A 17,997-nucleotide genomic window follows, 5' to 3' on the forward strand; every position below is an offset into this window, starting at 1 on the left:
CAAAAATTCACTCTCTTCAAAACCTGCTTATGATGTTACTTAGTAAGCTTTCCCCCTCGCTAGCCACGCGACTCGTGAAAACATGCTTTTGAGTTGTGATGGTATTGAGTCGGGCCCTAATTCTGCCGCGCGGTTAACAATGGCTATCGCAAGGTCAGGTTTTGAGGCTTTTGAAATCGCTTTAATAATCACTCGTCGCGTTGACACTTTTGCGTTATCAGGGATCCCCGATATTTCGTGGTAAAGATGTCCAAAGCCTTCACGATACAAGAAATGCTCCATATCGGGTGCGGGTAACCGTGTTAATCGGTCGCGCTCTGTATCATGCATTTTTTCAGCAAAACTAATCGCCGTTGCCGCATATTTTTTGCCTGCTTCGTCACCATCAACCAATGTATGCCATTCTATACCCATTCCATTGGCAAACTTTAACAAAGGCTTAAGACCACTTTGTGCAAATTCAATCACCTTGATCCCTTCGGTTTCAAAGTAATAATTACATTGTCTGGCTAACTCATTCATCAACCAAATTTCAGTTTCTCCTTCCACCAGTAACCAACAGCGAGCAAACATTGCAGAAGGCCGGTTAAAACGGATATGAAAGGAGATTTTACGAATTTCTTCTGCGGATAACTCATTCTCTCGTAAACGGTAAGCAGAGACTTTGCCGGAATCCCGTACTAAACGGCAAATATTTTCAATGGGAACCTGTGATAAAAGCTCCCCTGAGTTTGTTGTCGTAAGACGTTGTAGCGAAAAAAGATTTAACAGCCCCCAAGCAATCGACAACATAATCGGGTGTAATCGTGTCTCAGGGTCTTCGACAATGACGAGAGGCCGAGCATACTTATCCAGTTGCATATTGCCTTTTGATTGTAGCAGAGAAGAAAACATTCCTAATATAATCAACCGGATATTACGTTGATTGGGTTTAGCAATAATGCGGCTGATATTATCTAAGGCCTGCCAACCACGTTTGTGGGGCTCAATTTTAATCGTTTCATTCTTTTCTTGAAACATGAATGCGCTTTGCCCAGCAAAATAATGGCTGAGTAATTGCTGCATTGCATCAACGCCTTCAACTAACTCTTCATCGCTCAGCCTTTGTGGGTTATTGATCAAGGCTCGCGTCAGTTCTTCCATACGTACATTAAAAATATCACGAACTTCTTTTTCACCTGACACAATGGTCTCGGTGTTTAATGAGGGGAGAAAACGGGCGTCACGTAAACGGATAACAGGGTACAAACGAATAATTTCTTTAATATACTTACCGACATTATCCAAAGATAACTTGTTTCCTCCCGCATTAAGGAAACTACGATCAACACTAATGCTTCCATCGTCATTTAATACTGCACTAACACGATAAAAAATATGTTTTAAATCATCACCATTATCGACCCAAACAGAACTAAGATGACGAAAACGAAATGAACGATGGCGTCCGGGCCGATTTTCACAAAATTTAAGCACTATCTGTAATGAACGAAACCGCGAAGTATCATCGCCCGTTGGATGATAAAAGTCGTGCTTATTAAACTGATAATGTTCCTGTTCTGGTGAAAGTAAGAGAGTCAATGCATCTAAAAGACTCGACTTTCCCCACGAGTTTTCACCTACTAAAACCGTATTTTTATTCAAAGCTAATGAGAGCCGGTTAATCCCTCTAAAACCGTATATTTCCACACGTTCCAGATACATACACCCTCTCCTTGCTATTCACTATTTTTAGAGCTTACCTTATTAACCGATAGACTGACTATAAGAGTGCTCAAAAATTAAATATATTTACATCAATATATACTCTAAATAATTCGACACGTAGTAAAACAGTAGATAAATGGATTGGAAAAGCATGTAGAGCCAAATCGCTAACAAAAATGCAGGTAGTCAACCATTCAATACACTTGTAGTATACCGAGTATAGCGAACCATATTGAGCATCTATTTTTAGTGTTATAAAATAGTTAAACTTTATTTTTTAGTCTTTTTATCCTATTTTTTATCGATAGCTAGAGAAAAAGACGTTGCTGTAATAGTTGTTGTAATAAAAGTATTTGGCCTGCTGTTATAAAAACAGGATACAGGCAAAATCATTTTAAAATATAATAATGATTATATAACTCCTTGTTAATGGGATAAATTTAAGGATGCAAAATGTATTCAGGACTACTCATTATTTTACTACCGTTAACACTAGGTTATCTTATCCCTATAAAAAATAAAAAGATCTTAGATATTACCCATCGTGCATTAAATTCAATGGTATATATCATTTTATTTTTAATGGGGGTTACACTCGCCTTACTTGAAAACTTAAGTGTTCACCTCTTTTCCATTTTAATCTACGCACTAACATTTTTTGGTTGTATCTTTTCGCTCAACCTGATTTCACTCTTGCTATTAGATAAGCTTGATCCTTGGAAAATTCCAAAGCATAAACAAGAAAAACCGCCTTCACGTATCAAGATGGTTTTCGAATCACTCCAGCTATGTGGTGTTTTGTTAATCGGTTTCTTGGTCGGCTTAACCGGCTTTGATTTTCTTCACTATGCCGATAAAGGTAGCCAAATAGCTTTAATGGCCCTATTACTCTTAGTTGGCTTGCAACTACGTAACAGTGGCATGAGTATTAAACAGATATTAGTTAACCGTCGTGGTACAACGATTGCCTTTGTAATGGCCGTCAGTGCACTCGCAGGTGGTGCTATTGCTGCAATATTATTGGGTCTACCGGTCAAAATGGGACTGGCATTAGCCTCAGGTTTTGGCTGGTATTCCTTAACGGGTATCGTATTAACCGATGCTTACGGCCCTGTTATGGGAAGTGCCGCATTCTTTAATGACCTTGCTCGTGAACTTGCCGCAATTATGCTAATTCCTCTAATGATTAATCGCTACCGTTCTACGGCTTTAGGGATATGTGGCTCCACATCAATGGATTTTACACTTCCCGTTCTCCAGCGTAGCGGAGGGGTTTCTATTGTTCCCGCAGCGATTGTTCATGGCTTCGTGCTGAGTCTCGTTACCCCTATCTTAATGGCCTTCTTTACCTAACCCCCTTTTTCTTTATATCCACCTGCTTATTCATGACTAAGTGAATAAGCAGGTATCCTAAAATGACGATATTTAACAGCGCTTTACATAAGTAGAATTTCAGTCACAATAGCGTTAGATGAGTGCGAAATAGGAAACCAACATGAATGAAAAACAACGTATTTTAGTCTTGGGGGCGAGTGGTTATATCGGGCAGAATTTAATCCCTGAATTAATTAAACAAGGCCATCAAGTGACAGCAGCAGCAAGACGTGTAGATTGGATGCTCTCCCAAGGTTGGCAAGGCACGCAATGCATCTATGTTGATTTACAAGATCCTGAAACACTCAACGATATTATGAAGGAAATCAATATTGTCTATTTCCTCGTTCATAGCATGGCGGATCAAGCCAATCTCATTGAACGTGAACGCACTGCGGCACGTCATGTTCAGCAAGCGCTTGATGAATCTAATGTAAAACATGTTATTTATCTTAGTTCATTACAGCATGGCCATAGTTATTCACAGCATTTAATCTCTCGCCGTTTAACCGGAGAGATCCTGCGCGAAAGCAAAGTGCCTGTCACCGAAATTCGCTCGGCTATCATTGTTGGCTCGGGTTCCGCCGCCTTTGAAATCATGCGTGATATGGTTTACAACTTAGCCATTTTGACTCCGCCACGTTGGGTTCGCTCAAAATCATCACCAATCGCATTGAGTAATATCCTTTATTATTTAACTGAATTCGCAAAACTGCCTGTCACGGAAGATCATATCTATGATGCCGGTGGCCCAGAATATATGAGCTACCAAGAATTATTTAAACGCTTTATCAAAATCAGCGGCAAACGTCGGTTACTGATCCCTATTCCCATTCCAATCAGTATGATTTCGGTACATTTCATTAGTCTAATCACTTCAGTACCACCTTCCATTGCGAAAGAGTTGATCCAAGGCCTACAACATGATCTGCCAGCAGATGATAAAGCGCTACGCCAATTGATCCCACAAACGTTAGTTTCATTTGATGATGCTGTCAGAATGACTTTATCTCAAGAAGCCGATGCGATCGATAATGCAGATTGGGGATACGATCCTGAAGTTAAAAAACGTTGGCGCCCAGGTTATGGTTTTTATCCTAAACAAGCAGGTTTTACCCTCGGTACCTCCGCCAGCACAGAATCTTTATGGCACGTCGTACAACAAATTGGGGGGAAAGATGGCTACTTTTATGCCAATGCCCTTTGGAAGACCCGTGCGATTATGGATGACATGATGCTAAACAAGGTGAAATATGGTCGGCCTGATCGCGAAGAACTTCAGCTAGGTGATGAGATCGATGGCTGGAGAGTGATTAATATCGAACCAGAAAAACAGCTTAGTTTATTATTTGGTATGAAAGCGCCTGGTTTAGGCCGTCTCACCTTTACGATTCATGATACCGGAAGTCGCCGTTCAATTGATGTGCGTGCTTGGTGGCATCCTGCTGGCTTCAGTGGATTACTGTATTGGTTCGCCATGATGCCAGCACATTTATTTATTTTTAAAGAAATGGCAAAACGCATCAGTGAGCTGGCTTTTGAACGCGATAAACAGCGTGCTCATAAACCACAAACAGAGCAATTATCTTCAAAATAATCATTGATTGAAGATAAAAACCAAATTTTTATGCATACAATATTGCATAAATATGCTTACAGGATTAATATCTGTGTCAATTAAACAAGGTATTATTGGTAAGCATGAGCATTCAATTAAAAAATATAAACTGTTTTTACGGCTCTCATCAGGCACTTTTTGATATTAACTTAGAGTGCCCAGCCGGAGAAACCATGGTGTTACTCGGTCCTAGCGGCGCTGGTAAAAGCTCTTTATTACGCGTGTTAAATCTGCTCGAGATGCCACGTTCAGGTTTGCTTAACATTGCAGGTCAGCAATTTGACTTTGCATCTACACCCGATGCCAAGGCGATCCGTGCATTGCGCCAAAATGTAGGTATGGTATTTCAACAATACAACTTGTGGCCACATTTGACCGTTTTAGATAACCTTATTGAAGCACCATGCCGAGTTTTAAAGCTGTCACGTCAAGAAGCAAAAGCCAAAGCGGAGAAATTGCTAGAGCGTTTACGCCTAACACAATTCGCAACACGTTTTCCGTTACATTTATCGGGTGGTCAACAACAACGTGTTGCCATTGCCCGTGCACTGATGATGGAACCCCAAGTGCTGCTATTTGATGAACCTACTGCGGCACTTGATCCTGAAATTACGGCACAAGTTGTCGATATTATTCGGGAATTGTCAGCAACAGGAATTACACAGGTTATCGTTACTCATGAAGTAGAGATCGCCCGTAAAGCCGCTAGCCGTGTGGTGTATATGGAAAACGGCCATATTGTTGAACAAGGGGATGCTAGCCACTTCACTGCTCCTCAAACTCAAGCATTTGCAAACTATCTGTCACATTAATAGATATAGGATTAAGCAATGAAAAAAATGATATTAGCTGCACTACTTGGCGCTGTAACCTTATCTGCAACTGCGGCGGAAAAAGAGACTATCCGTTTTGCAACAGAAGCAACATACGCACCATTTGAAATGTTCGATAAAAATAACCAAATCGTTGGCTTTGATGTTGATTTGGCAAATGCTATGTGTGAAAAAATGAATGCGACATGCACATTTACTCACCAATCCTTCGATAGCTTGATCCCAAGTCTAAAATTCCGTCGTTTTGAAGCATTAATGGCAGGAATAGATATTACGCCAGATCGTCAAAAACAAGTTGATTTCACGGATACTTACTATCCTAACTCAGCCGAATTTATCGCCATTAAAGAGAAGGTTTCTTCAGTCGATCAACTGCAAGGTAAAAAAATTGGTGTACAAAACGGAACAACTCACCAAAAATACATCATGGAACAACATAAAGGTATGACAACTGTGCCTTATGATAACTATCAATCTGCCATTCTTGACCTACAAAATGGCCGTATTGATGCCGTGTTTGGCGATACTGCGGTTGCCGACGAATGGCTAAAAGCTAAAGGTAACGAAAACTTAGCACCTGTTGGTGAAAAAGTCACAGACCCACAATACTTCGGCATTGGTCTCGGTATTGCAGTACGTAAAGGTAATAAAGAGTTATTAGATAAAATGAATAAGGCTCTCGCAGAAGTCAAAGCAGATGGTACTTATGACGTTATCTATAAAAAATGGTTTGAACAATAATCGATACTGTTAATGAATAATTTTCTTTTTCTAACAAGTGCCGCCGGTCTGACCGTCGGCCTTGCTGTTTCTGCCCTTATATTGGGTTTGATTCTCGCCATGCTATTCACAGCTTGGGAATCCGTTCGATTTAAACCAATCGCATTTTTAGGAACCTGTTGGGTAACGTTAATTCGAGGCTTACCAGAACTGCTGGTTGTCCTGTTTGTTTACTTCGGGACACTGCAACTGATAAATCTATTAGGCGATGGTATTGATATCAACCTTGGTTTCTGGCAAACCACCTTACAAATTGATCCAAGCATTTTCTTTGCGGAAAGTGGTGAGTTCGACTTTACGCCTTTTGCTTGCGGTGTGGTTGCACTGGCTCTACTGTATGCATCCTATGCATCACAGACGCTACGAGGAGCCTTAAAAGCCGTACCTTATGGGCAATGGGAAGCTGGTTTAGCCCTCGGATTAACTAAACGAACTATTTTCTTTCGCTTTATCATGCCTCAGATGTGGCGTCATGCGCTGCCCGGATTAGGGAACCAGTGGTTAGTTTTACTCAAAGATACCGCTTTAGTTTCTTTAATCAGTGTTAATGATTTAATGTTGCAGACTAAAACCATCGTTAACCGTACCCATGAACCGTTTACATGGTATGCGATTGTTGGCTTAATCTACTTAGCGATCACCTTATTGAGCCAAGTCATCCTAAAACGAATCGAGTTGCGTACAACCCGTTTTGAGCGAGGTGAATCGCAATGATCGATTTAATTCTTAATATTCTTCCTGGCTTACCGACCAGTTTATCATTGACGTTCAGTGCATTGTTTATCGCTTTTGTCTTGGCGGTAGTCTTTACATTGATTCTATCTTTGAAAACACCGGTGATTTCCCAAGCGGTGAAGGTTTACATCACGCTATTTACGGGAACCCCATTATTAGTGCAGTTCTTTTTAATTTATAATGGCCCTAGCCAATTTAAATCATTACAGAACTACCCTGTTTTATGGGATTTTATTTCGACACCATGGGTCTGTGCTGTAATTGCGTTGGCATTAAATAGTGCGGCTTACTCAACATTACTTTTCCACGGTGCGGTAAAAGCGATTCCTTCAGGACAGTGGCAATCTTGCCAAGCATTAGGTATGTCTAAAGCACAAACTATGCGCATTATTCTGCCTTATGCTTTCAAACGCTCTCTATCTTCTTATTCAAATGAAGTCGTGTTGATCTTCAAGAGTACATCATTAGCCAGTACCATCACGATGATGGATATTATGGGCTACAGTAGCCAAGTGTTTGGGCAAAGTTGGGATGTTATGGCGTTTGTCGCTGCTGGTATTATTTATCTTGTTGTTAATGCCATCTTAACCATTATTATGCGATTGATTGAGCGCCAAGCACTCGCGTTTGAACAACGAAGTTAAGCTTTCATGATGGCATATTGCCATATGCCATCATGAAATTAGCGCCATCATATCCAATTCTACGAATTTACGTCGCAGCCACTCAACAGATGGCTGCAACTGTATCGTTCCTGTCTACCAGATACCTATCAAGTCAAAGCGCCATCACTCGCCATTATGCTCGGCGTAGCTTGCATTTCTCGAGGAGCAGTCAGCCACTTGCTAACATGCAAGTGACTGTGAATAAATCAATGCTTGTGTTCTGTGGAGACCTTGGCAAGCAAGGTTAGCACTTCATAATGCGATGTGTGAGGAAACATATCAAACAGCTGAACTTTGCGAACGTCGTAGCCGACCAATTGCTCTATATCTTTTGCCATTGTTTGCGCATTACAGCTCGAATATAAAATATAGTCTGGCTGCATTCTTGAAAGATAATCACACAGCGCTTTACCAATCCCACGCCTTGGTGGGTTGACTAAAACAAGTTGAGGAACACCTTCTTTAGCTGTCGCAAACTGAGTGGAATCTAACGCTTGGAATTCAACCCGCTGTAAACCTAGTTCTTGGGCTGACTGCTTTGCACAAGCGATAGCAGGTGCGCTAATTTCAATGCCCGTTAATTTAGTTTGTTTATCAGCACAATGTAAACCAAAGCCGCCAACTCCACAGAAAAGATCCCATAAGCTATCAATCTTAAGTTCCCTTACCCATTCACGCGCTGTTTGATATAGCTGCGCAGCAACAACAGGGTTAGTTTGAAAAAAACTGTGAGGGCGTATAAACAAAGGAACTTGGTTAAACTCTTCCCGTAGAACCTGTTGCTCAGTAAGATAGATTTCTTGCTCACCCTCTAAAATCGCCATATGAATAGGCTGTAAATTGACGGTGATAACGGCTAATTGTGGGAGTTGCTGCTTTAGCCAAGGCAATGCCTTTTTTAATTGCTCAACTTTTTTTTCTGAACGCAATACAAAGCGCAACATAAATTGCCCTGTATGCTGGCTCTGAGTTAACAAGATATATTTTAATTCCCCTCGTTTGCGTTCAATGTTATATGGCGTTAAGCCTGCACGCGCAATAAAAGGCTTAAGCACGTCAAACACGGGTTCGAAACCTTCAGTATAGAGAGGGCAATGAGTTAAGCTAACCGCCTGTCCTTGCGGGTTGATGATGCCAAATACAGGCTTTTCAACACTACCGCTAATGACCATTTTTGCTTTATTACGAAATCTGACCGAGGCGCTCGCAACGGGAGGCTGAAATACTGCTGGTGAAAGCGTAGGTAGCAGGGAAAACAAATTGTCTTGTTTTAGTCTAAGTTGTTGCTCAGCCGGTAATTCAAGCCACTGGCAGGAACGACATTCACCTGCCTCATATTTTTCACAATACATAATATAAAAATTTAGTGAAGGATCACGGAAGGATTATCATCAACATCAAGTTCAATGGTTTCTTCATCAAACTCATCTTGGTTAGCATAAAGTAGATTATTACTATAAATTTCAAACACAATTGATGATATTTGCTCTTCGGCTTGCTGTAAAAAATGACAAAACTGACGATAAGTCATCCCAGCTTCAAGAGAAAATGATTGGCTAACAATTAACTTAGGTAGGTTTTCGTTATTAATTTCTAAAAAGACTTTCGCCGTCAGCGAACTCGCATTAATTTGGCTAATATTTGCCACCAAAGTCACGATTGCGGTCGGTTTCAGCTCAGCTAAAGCAGAAAGAACCAGTACATTATTAATAATGTCCAGTTTAGCATCAAAGATACCTTCTATATTTTGCATATGAGGCAAATGCAACGCCGCGCATGAATCACACTCGAAATAGGACGTTTTGAGTTGATCGAGCCATTCACGCAATTGTGAGATGTCTGGGTAACAAATAGAATCCATGGGTAACAACCTTCTTCAACTCAAATAATAACAAATCGCCTGACTCTAACTAAACCAAACCGAACGTTTATGGTTAGAAAAGTGGATAATTTTCACACATCAACCGTGAAAACGCCAGTAAAACCATGCTCACTCATCCTTTTTCTCTTTTTCATCATCGTTATTTCGATTTTTTCTACTTCCCGGCCTTGCCGTTTTTTGACTATCAATCCCAAGAAAGCTTAATCGATGAATCGCACGCCAAACGATGTTAATCGTTGCAGGTATCAAGCAACCAATTCCAACCATCACTATCGCCACCATTGCATTTTTTTGCATCAATGGTTCAGGTAACGTCAAGTAACCATTCATGGCAAGTAATACAACAATGAGTAGCAGAATACCGATAGCTTCTAAAATTAAAATGGGTTTAGGTAGATCAGATAGTGAACGCATTTCACGTTGTGGTTTTTTATTCATCGTATACCCTTTGGTCAATTTTTATCAATAACCTACTCAAATTAGCAGATAGCTATGTCATGTCAGTGGCTGGCGCACATCAACCATCCTGTACTTTAAAATATGACCAACAGCTACTCACCGTATTATATGACAGACCTATACTAACAAAAGGAAAAATCATCTTTTATTTCTTTGCTGTTATAGGCATAGTATTGAGCATTGTGGATAAAAAAACAGAATTAGTCATATAGGAGATACTATGTATACTGTGATTTTTGGTCGTCCAGGCTGCCCATACTGCGTGCGTGCGAAAGAGTTAGCGGAAAAACTGAAAAATGATCGTGATGATTTCGACTATCGCTATGTCGATATTCAAGCAGAAGGCCTCACCAAAGAAGATCTTTCAAAAACAGTAGGTAAAGAAGTTCTGACCGTGCCACAAATTTTTATCGATGAAAAACACATCGGTGGCTGCACAGATTTTGAAGCTTATGCGAAAGAGCATCTAGACCTTTATAAATAAGCATTCACTTTCAAGCGGTTCACGCCTTCCTTTGAGCCGCTTTCTTATCCAATTTGTGCTATTCCAGCCAGAAATTCAAAAATAAAGCAAATTTTTTTTCTTACATGCGAACTTTCTTATTGAGAAGGAGTCTTAATTTATGCCACTGCTTTTCTTTGATGTCCCCATATTGAGGAGCCCGATAGCCAACTTTACGTCTTACTGCTATCGGGTTTTTTGTTGCCCATTTTCAAGCGATCCCTCTTATTCCCCTTGTAATGTCAGAACGAGCCTACGCTGACCGCCATAATTTCGATGTTCACATAGATAAATCCCTTGCCATGTTCCCATTTTTAATTGCCCTTTGCTCACAGGAATGGTCAAACTCGCCCCTAGAATGCTCCCTTTAAGATGAGCAGGCATATCATCACTTCCTTCATAATTGTGCTGATAGTAAGGTTCATCTTCAGGAACCATACGATTAAAAAAACGCTCAAAGTCCTTTCTTACCGTATAATCCGCATTTTCATTTATCGTCAATGAGGCTGAGGTATGTTGAATGAACACATTCAGTAACCCAATCCGAATCTGTTTTAGCTCTGGTAGCTGCTGTAAAATTTCCTCAGTAACAAGATGAAATCCCCTTTCTTTTGCCATTAGCTTTATTTCTTTTTGAACCCACATCACCTGTCCTTTCCCCCATTTCATGTTTTTCATTGATAACCATTGAGCAAATCATCAACAAAACGTCAATTTATCGACTAATTTCACCAATATTAAGATAAAGGTACTTTACCTGTCATGTAAGAGACTTTACTCTCTCGCTTTATTGTCTTTAATATCACCATTTTCAGAGGTATACACTCGTGCTGGAACAACTTAATCTGGATCTTTTTAATCTCATTAATGCGGCCCCAGCGTCTGCAAGTGGTACTATCGCATTTGCAACCGTTATCGCTAAACGCTTAATTCTCCTTTTCCCCTTATTCACCGCAGCATGTTGGTTTTGGGGAGCACAACAAGACATGACTCGTCAAAGAGCCTTTGTGTGTAAAACTGCATATGCATTAGTGATTGGCTTAGCAATTTCATGGTTGATTGGTTTAGTCGCGCCTCACGACCGACCTTTTGTGATGGGTATTGGTACTAACTTCCTTGAACACGAACCGACTTCCTCGTTCCCTAGTAACCACGGAACGATTGTCTTTACCTTTGTATTTGCATTTTTATTCTGGCTAAGAACTTGGGTTGGCGTATTAATGCTTGTTCCCGCCATTGCTATTGCATGGTCACGCATCTATCTCGGGGTTCACTGGCCGTTAGACATGGTTGGCGCATTTATCTTAGGCCTAATCTCATGCGGATTAACTCAGATTTTTTGGTGCCTTATTGGCCATAAAATTCAAGCTCCTCTCACTCGCCTCTACCACATGATATTTGCGTCTCTGATCCGTAAAGGCTGGTTGCAAGCCTAATAATCTTATTAATCGGTACTGGCGTTATTTCCGCCAGTACCTAAGCTATTTAAATATTGCGTTGTATCAATATTTAGTTTTATTTTTTTATCCTTCAAATGAATAAAATAACGCTTCCCCCACAAAAAATAACAACAATTATTTAACAAATATTTCGTTACGTTTTTTAATTATTTTTTGCATCGAAAAATAAGTATTAACCTCTTCCTCTTCTCACCCTATCATTCATTAATGTATTTAGAATTAAAAAACTAAAAAAACAATAATTATTCACTAAGTAAATCACTTAACCACCAATAAAAATACCACTAAAAATCAATATGTTATATAACTCATCGCTTGAGTATAATATTTTTCACATTAACATTTTTTTCTTAAATTAATTTATTTCACTGTTATTTTTTTATATTAATTTAATTTATTAATATAATAATAAATTGCAGACTAAATATAAAAAGACATATAACGCCCTTATCTTGGTTATTTTTCATTGTCACAAATAGCATTATATCCGTTAATCTTAAGGTAAATCTTTTAACATTTTTATAAAAATCGAAAAAAAGCATCATTAAAGACATTTTTCTCTTTTGAGAGTATGATCACGGTGATTTCTACTAATAATATGTACATTTGCACCATCAAAAACGGTTTATCAAATTTACATATAAAATTAACAAAACTGATTGAAAATAAATTTACTATCAGTTTTATATTTATTTCCAATCAGATTGTTACGTTGAAACAAAAACTGCACATTATATTTGGCGATATTTTGTTCGTACCAAAAGATTAAAACATCAGCGATGACTTATTGTCCTCGCTCAGATGCCTATTTTTTGACTTTTATTTCGGAGACTATTATGGGTCGTGTATTCAATATAGAGATCATCATAATAGGTAGTATTCGCGTTCAATGAATGTACCGATGATTTTGTCATGCATTTCAGGTGACTTCGAGTAACCTAACGTCTTACGGTTAAGGCGCTTCAAGCGGTTTCTCAGGTTCAAATTCTCTCTTTCTATTCGTTGCGTATAAAACTTACTTACCACATGTTTCTGCTTGGGCAATATCTCATAAGCACTGAACTTATCCGTGCACCAAAAAGCCACATTAAACCTAGACAGTAAAGCCAGTAACTGGTGAAGAGTCCTTTTGTTTCGACGACCAAACGTATGAGCAATTATCCGTTTTAGGCGGGGCTCCCACGCATACCAAAGCCAGCGTTGTTGCTTCTTATTACCCACAAAAGACCACTGTTCATCGACTTCGCAAAGGAGTTCAATGTGCAGATTATCAAGGGGTAAAGAGGTTACCTGCTTCGGCGAGAGTTTTTTAAAGTGCGAACAACCGCATTAATGCTGATATGAAGGGCTCTAGCGGTATCACGAATACCGGCATTATTCATCGTTAGGTCGATAATTTTATCTTTGGTACCGGGCTGGCAGGCACGATATTCATAGTCGAGTTGGAAGCTTCGGCAGCAGTCTTGACAACGATAACGTTGATGACCTGTACTCCCTAGGCCATGTTTTTTCACTGAGGGAGTTTGTTGACAAAATGGGCACCTTACATCGACTTTAGCCATGAATATTCTCCGATAAATTACCCTATATTACAGATTAATCACCAGATTGAATACATGACCCTCTCTGCATTAGTGATGCAAAATGAGCTTGCCTTGCACAGCAAAGAAGAGATTCATGAATACCTATCTGCCGTTTGGGATGTCATGAAAGCCGGTATTGAACGTGGTGTCACTACAGAAGGGTTATTACCGGGGCCACTGCGTGTTCCTCGCCGTGCAGCCGCTTTACGCCGTCAATTAGTCACTAGCGACAATACCAATATCGACCCTATGGCCGTTATTGATTGGATCAATATGTTTGCTTTAGCTGTAAACGAAGAAAATGCCGCTGGCGGCCGTGTGGTCACCGCACCAACGAATGGTGCATGCGGTATTATTCCTGCCGTGTTAGCTTACTACGATAAATTTATTCGCCCTGTTAACGAAAACTCTTACACCCGCTATTTCTTAGTATCTGGTGTGATTGGGTCATTATATAAAATGAATGCCTCTATCTCAGGTGCAGAAGTTGGATGTCAAGGTGAAGTCGGTGTAGCTTGTTCAATGGCTGCGGCAGGACTGGCTGAACTCATGGGTGGAAGCCCTGAACAAGTTTGTATCGCTGCTGAAATTGCAATGGAGCATAATTTAGGGCTAACTTGTGACCCCGTTGGCGGTCAAGTACAAGTACCTTGCATTGAACGTAATGCGATTGCTGCGGTGAAAGCAGTGAACGCGGCACGTATGGCATTACGCCGCGTCAGTGACCCACGGGTATGTTTAGACAAGGTTATCGAAACCATGTATGAAACAGGTAAAGATATCAATGCTAAATATCGTGAAACCTCACAGGGCGGCTTAGCCATCAAACTAGCACATTGTGAATAATCCATAAAATACAAGTAACCATCTCTACGGAGGTGGTTACTGCTATTTTAAATCAGCAAATTAATGCGTAGAAAATATAATAGCGTCAGAAACTACGCTTTCCTTTTTATCTGGTAGCCCCCTCTGTATTTTCCATCAAACGTCATTTAGGCAATCCACACACGCGATTTACTTCCCCCAATATCTTCGATTGTTATGCCAATGGCCACGCGCCATTAAAAACCTAAGATATTGATAAATTGAAACTTACCGAGCTACCGTGATTGAGGCATTTGATTTGCTGACGTTAAAACGGGAAGAGGTCTCTCTCTTCCCGTTTAGATTGGCGGGCTGCTAAACCATAAGGTTTGCTTTTATTTATGTCGTTAACTTCGTTTTCTATCAAAACCATGGTAGAAAACGTTTATTAACGGCTCATCTTCACATAGGCTTTATTGATATACCTAACCGTAGTAGCTGCTAATATCTCCCTGGTTAAAATGTTTTTAACATAACAATTTAACCAAAAATAGCCGTCCACCAGCCGCTAACCGTTTTAACGATATAATCCCAAATTCGGCCAAAGAACCCTCCTTCCTCAACAGCTTCTTTTACGACTAAAGGACGCTGCTCAATCACTTCATCATTCAAGATAAAGTTGACCGTGCCTACAGCCTGATTCTTAGCTAATGGCGCCTCAATTGAGGGATCAGACAGTGTATAACTCACTTTCAAATTCTGTAATTGCCCTTTTGGTATGGTAATAGCAGCATCTTTTTCTACGCCGAGTGCAACTTCTGATTTATCACCAAACCAAACTCGTTGAGTTTGTAATGTTTGATCAGCCTTTATTGGCGTGACGGTTTCAAAGAAACGGAATCCCCAAGTTAATAGTTTTTCACTTTCAGAAAAACGCACACGATCACTTGGCGCACCAAGCACAACGGAAATTAAACGCATTGGGCCATCTGTCGCTGATGCTACTAAATTATGCCCTGCCCCACTGGTATGCCCCGTTTTCACGCCATCCACGTTGAGGTTTTGGCTCCACAATAGACGGTTACGATTCGGTTGACGGATTTTATTAAACGTAAACTCTTTTTCTTTGTGTAATGCGTACTCTTCTGGTACATCGCGGATCATGGCTTGCGCTAGGATTGCCATATCATGAGCGGTACTGTATTGCCCTTCGGAGTCTAAGCCATGTACCGTTTTAAAATGGGTATTTTTTAAACCCAACTGCTGTACATATTGATTCATCAAACTCACAAACGAGTCTTGGCTACCTGCGACATAATCGGCTAATGCAATACTGGCATCATTACCCGATTGAATAACAACCCCTTTATTTAAATCCAATACTGACACTCGATCTTTTGGCTTCAAAAACATCAATGATGAACCTTTCAACACTGGGTTCCCCGTTGCCCAAGCATCGACGCCAACCGTTACCATATCTTGTGGGGTAATTTTGCCCGCTTTAATGGCTTGACCTACCACATAGCTCGTCATCATTTTTGTTAGACTTGCCGGATCTAACCGTTCATCTGGGTTGCCCGAGGCCAATATTTTACCGCTATCGTAGTCCATCAAAACGAAAGCTTTGGCATCAACCTGTGGAGCAACCGGTGTCTCTGCTGCATAAGAAAAACTGCTTACAGCAACTAAAAGGCCTAATCCAGTTCCTAGATATTGTGCCTTTAAGGTTAAAAATTTTCTGTTCATCGGTTACTCCTTTACAAATACTAAAACGGTTAATTCATTATTAATGTAGGACTTTTTACGCTATTAAGCTACACACAACAAATAAAGATTGTTCCCATAATGCAATTTCATCTATCTTAGAGACGATAAACAACGAAATATCAAATCATGGGGTAAACTATGCTAACTGTATGGGGTCGTAAAAACTCATCAAACGTCAAAAAAGTGCTTTGGTGCCTTGAAGAACTGAATGTTGCTTATAATCAAAAAGATGTTGGAGGTCCTTTTGGCGGACTTGATACACCCGAATATCAGAAAATGAACCCAAACGGCACTATCCCAACTTTACAGGATGATGACTTCACCCTGTGGGAATCAAATACCATTTTACGATACCTTACGGAAAAATTTGATCACTCTCACTTATTAGTCTCACAAAACCTCCAAGAGAAAGCTGCGGCAGACAAATGGTTGGACTGGGGATGTGGGACTTTATTCGACAGTATTAAACAAATGATGAATAAAATTGTGCGTGTTCCCGTCGCTGAGCGCGATCCTGAAGTCGCGCGTGCAATTTATCATCATCTTGAAAAATTGTTTAAAATTGCCGATGAGGCACTGGCAAATCAGCCTTATTTTAATGGCCAAAAATTTGGTATTGCCGATATCGCCATTGCCCCATTATTTTATCCATGGCATGAAATTGCCACCGAACGCCCTGAATTCCCTAATTTAGAGCGTTGGTATCAGCAATTAAAAACGCGCCCCGCTTTCCAAAAAATTGTGTTGATCCCACTGAAATAATTAAATTGTCATTGGCATATTCATCGGGTTTGGGTATTGATACTCAAACCCGAGTTCTTGGCAAATACGGTTACCGTTCACAATCTTTCCAGTTGTTGCTTCCGTTTCAAGCATAAACTCAGGCAATTCTAAATTTAGAGATTGGGAGGCTTGACGATAAAAATCAGCGCGTTGTGGATGCTCTGGTGCACACAAGTTATAAATATGCCCACCCTGAGGTTGTTTCAACAATAATTTGATTGCCTCAATCACATCATCTTGATGAACAATATTCACCGGCTGTTGCGCCCCTTTGAGTGATTTTTTGCCTGCAAGGAAACGTCCAGCATGGCGATTCTCACCAACTAAGCCTGCGAGCCGTAAAATATCTACCGAAATATTTGGTAGCGCATGCAGCCAATTTTCAACATCAATCAAAGCTTGTGCTGATGCCGTGGTTGCCTGACGTTCGCTCTCTTCATTAACTTCACCGCTAAGATCACCATAAACCGATGTTGAAGAAGTGAAAATCACGCGGGGGATCCGAAAAGTTATCGCCGTATCGACAAGTAATTCAATTGTTTCAACATAAGCAGATACATTAATTTTTGAAGGTGGTAGTAAAATAATGAGTGCCCCTGCCTCTTCCATTAATTGAGCGAAATCAGTGGGATCACAGTCTAATTCCGGCGTTAATTGTAAATAATAACAATCAATCCCTATAGCACGAGCCGCCGCAATACCATCCGGCGTTGTTTTGGTACCAGAAACATCCATACCAGCAGCTAACAAGGCTCTCGCAAGCGGTAATCCCAACCAACCTAATCCAACAATCGCAACCTTTTTCATCTATCACCTCTGATTACCGATAACGACTTAATTTCATCTAGGTTAACTGAAAACCTTTTAACTTCCGAATATATTATTTATGCGATTATTCACTATGAAACCTCACTATCTAATTATTATTGGTTATTTTGCAAAAAACAGTTGCATTGTAGGGAGGAGATCGGATAGGTTGATAGGTAATGAATGTTTAAGCAACTAACACCATTACTAACGGAAGCTATTATGACTCGTATTTCTC

General features: G+C 40.2%; 17 protein-coding genes and 1 pseudogene. 10 read left to right on the forward strand and 8 right to left on the reverse strand.

Annotation, left to right across the window (positions count from 1 at the left end):
- Positions 1 to 39: 39 nt before the first annotated feature.
- Positions 40 to 1,704 carry an ATP-dependent nuclease gene (locus O7C57_RS14480; RefSeq protein WP_269723274.1) on the reverse strand — a complete coding sequence of 555 codons (1,665 nt, stop codon included), beginning with the start codon at positions 1,702 to 1,704 and terminating at the stop codon, positions 40 to 42.
- A gap of 456 nt (positions 1,705 to 2,160) precedes the next feature.
- Here O7C57_RS14480 and O7C57_RS14485 point away from each other — a divergent pair, with 456 nt between their 5' ends.
- The 6 genes from O7C57_RS14485 to artM all read left to right on the forward strand — a co-directional run bounded on the left by O7C57_RS14485 (position 2,161) and on the right by artM (position 7,691).
- The gene (locus O7C57_RS14485; protein ID WP_154635650.1) at positions 2,161 to 3,060 is read left to right on the forward strand and encodes a lysine exporter LysO family protein; all 900 of its coding nucleotides are present in this window, start codon (positions 2,161 to 2,163) and stop codon (positions 3,058 to 3,060) included.
- 142 nt (positions 3,061 to 3,202) lie between these two features.
- Complete coding sequence (locus O7C57_RS14490) at positions 3,203 to 4,678, forward strand: DUF2867 domain-containing protein (protein ID WP_269723275.1); 1,476 nt, start codon at positions 3,203 to 3,205, stop codon at positions 4,676 to 4,678.
- 104 nt (positions 4,679 to 4,782) lie between these two features.
- Entirely contained in the window at positions 4,783 to 5,511 is a 729-nt protein-coding gene (gene artP / locus O7C57_RS14495) for an arginine ABC transporter ATP-binding protein ArtP (RefSeq protein ID WP_154622379.1), read from the forward strand.
- Positions 5,512 to 5,529: 18 nt separating this feature from the next.
- Positions 5,530 to 6,273, forward strand: a complete 744-nt coding sequence (gene artJ / locus O7C57_RS14500; RefSeq protein WP_154622378.1) for an arginine ABC transporter substrate-binding protein — start codon at positions 5,530 to 5,532, stop codon at positions 6,271 to 6,273.
- Positions 6,274 to 6,285: 12 nt separating this feature from the next.
- On the forward strand, positions 6,286 to 7,026 hold the full coding sequence (gene artQ / locus O7C57_RS14505; RefSeq protein ID WP_154622377.1) for an arginine ABC transporter permease ArtQ: 741 nt from the start codon (positions 6,286 to 6,288) through the stop codon (positions 7,024 to 7,026).
- Complete coding sequence (gene artM, locus O7C57_RS14510) at positions 7,023 to 7,691, forward strand: arginine ABC transporter permease ArtM (protein WP_154622376.1); 669 nt, start codon at positions 7,023 to 7,025, stop codon at positions 7,689 to 7,691. The genes artQ and artM overlap by 4 nt, the downstream gene beginning before the upstream one ends.
- Positions 7,692 to 7,918: 227 nt before the next feature.
- Here artM and rlmC read toward each other — a convergent pair whose 3' ends face one another.
- The 3 genes from rlmC to O7C57_RS14525 form a co-directional block, all read right to left on the reverse strand.
- Positions 7,919 to 9,064, reverse strand: coding sequence for a 23S rRNA (uracil(747)-C(5))-methyltransferase RlmC (gene rlmC / locus O7C57_RS14515; protein ID WP_154622375.1), 1,146 nt, complete (start codon positions 9,062 to 9,064; stop codon positions 7,919 to 7,921).
- Positions 9,065 to 9,075: 11 nt separating this feature from the next.
- Complete coding sequence (locus O7C57_RS14520; protein WP_154622374.1) at positions 9,076 to 9,573, reverse strand: YbjN domain-containing protein; 498 nt, start codon at positions 9,571 to 9,573, stop codon at positions 9,076 to 9,078.
- A 129-nt stretch (positions 9,574 to 9,702) separates the two neighbouring features.
- Complete coding sequence (locus O7C57_RS14525) at positions 9,703 to 10,032, reverse strand: YbjC family protein (protein ID WP_154622373.1); 330 nt, start codon at positions 10,030 to 10,032, stop codon at positions 9,703 to 9,705.
- A 241-nt stretch (positions 10,033 to 10,273) separates the two neighbouring features.
- Here O7C57_RS14525 and O7C57_RS14530 point away from each other — a divergent pair, with 241 nt between their 5' ends.
- Positions 10,274 to 10,537, forward strand: coding sequence for a GrxA family glutaredoxin (locus tag O7C57_RS14530; protein WP_004918038.1), 264 nt, complete (start codon positions 10,274 to 10,276; stop codon positions 10,535 to 10,537).
- A 243-nt stretch (positions 10,538 to 10,780) separates the two neighbouring features.
- On the opposite strand, the gene O7C57_RS14535 is transcribed toward O7C57_RS14530, so the two are convergent.
- Positions 10,781 to 11,200 carry a secondary thiamine-phosphate synthase enzyme YjbQ gene (locus O7C57_RS14535; RefSeq protein ID WP_154622383.1) on the reverse strand — a complete coding sequence of 140 codons (420 nt, stop codon included), beginning with the start codon at positions 11,198 to 11,200 and terminating at the stop codon, positions 10,781 to 10,783.
- A 182-nt stretch (positions 11,201 to 11,382) separates the two neighbouring features.
- Here O7C57_RS14535 and ybjG point away from each other — a divergent pair, with 182 nt between their 5' ends.
- The gene (gene ybjG, locus O7C57_RS14540) at positions 11,383 to 11,991 is read left to right on the forward strand and encodes an undecaprenyl-diphosphate phosphatase (protein WP_196714118.1); all 609 of its coding nucleotides are present in this window, start codon (positions 11,383 to 11,385) and stop codon (positions 11,989 to 11,991) included.
- Positions 11,992 to 12,879: 888 nt separating this feature from the next.
- Here the strand turns inward: ybjG and O7C57_RS14545 are convergent.
- Positions 12,880 to 13,577, reverse strand: a protein-coding gene (locus O7C57_RS14545) for an IS1 family transposase (RefSeq protein ID WP_269723143.1) whose coding sequence is annotated in 2 segments (ribosomal slippage) — positions 12,880 to 13,328 and positions 13,328 to 13,577 — 699 coding nt in all. Because the reading frame shifts where the segments join, the coding sequence is not laid out codon by codon here.
- Positions 13,578 to 13,637: 60 nt separating this feature from the next.
- On the opposite strand from O7C57_RS14545, the pseudogene O7C57_RS14550 reads away from it, so the two are divergent.
- Positions 13,638 to 14,444, forward strand: a pseudogene (locus O7C57_RS14550) (L-serine ammonia-lyase); the annotation flags it as partial.
- Between the two features lie 498 nt (positions 14,445 to 14,942).
- Here O7C57_RS14550 and O7C57_RS14555 read toward each other — a convergent pair.
- Complete coding sequence (locus O7C57_RS14555) at positions 14,943 to 16,148, reverse strand: serine hydrolase (RefSeq protein WP_163862675.1); 1,206 nt, start codon at positions 16,146 to 16,148, stop codon at positions 14,943 to 14,945.
- A 159-nt stretch (positions 16,149 to 16,307) separates the two neighbouring features.
- Between O7C57_RS14555 and O7C57_RS14560 the strand changes: the two genes are divergently transcribed.
- Positions 16,308 to 16,931 carry a glutathione S-transferase family protein gene (locus tag O7C57_RS14560; RefSeq protein WP_154622055.1) on the forward strand — a complete coding sequence of 208 codons (624 nt, stop codon included), beginning with the start codon at positions 16,308 to 16,310 and terminating at the stop codon, positions 16,929 to 16,931.
- Here O7C57_RS14560 and O7C57_RS14565 read toward each other — a convergent pair whose 3' ends face one another.
- A complete protein-coding gene (locus O7C57_RS14565; protein ID WP_154622056.1) occupies positions 16,932 to 17,759 on the reverse strand; it encodes an SDR family oxidoreductase in 828 nt (275 codons plus the stop codon).
- Between the last annotated feature and the right edge of the window lie 238 nt (positions 17,760 to 17,997).

The organism is Providencia sp. 21OH12SH02B-Prov (assembly GCF_027362595.1).
Lineage (GTDB): Bacteria > Pseudomonadota > Gammaproteobacteria > Enterobacterales > Enterobacteriaceae > Providencia > Providencia zhejiangensis.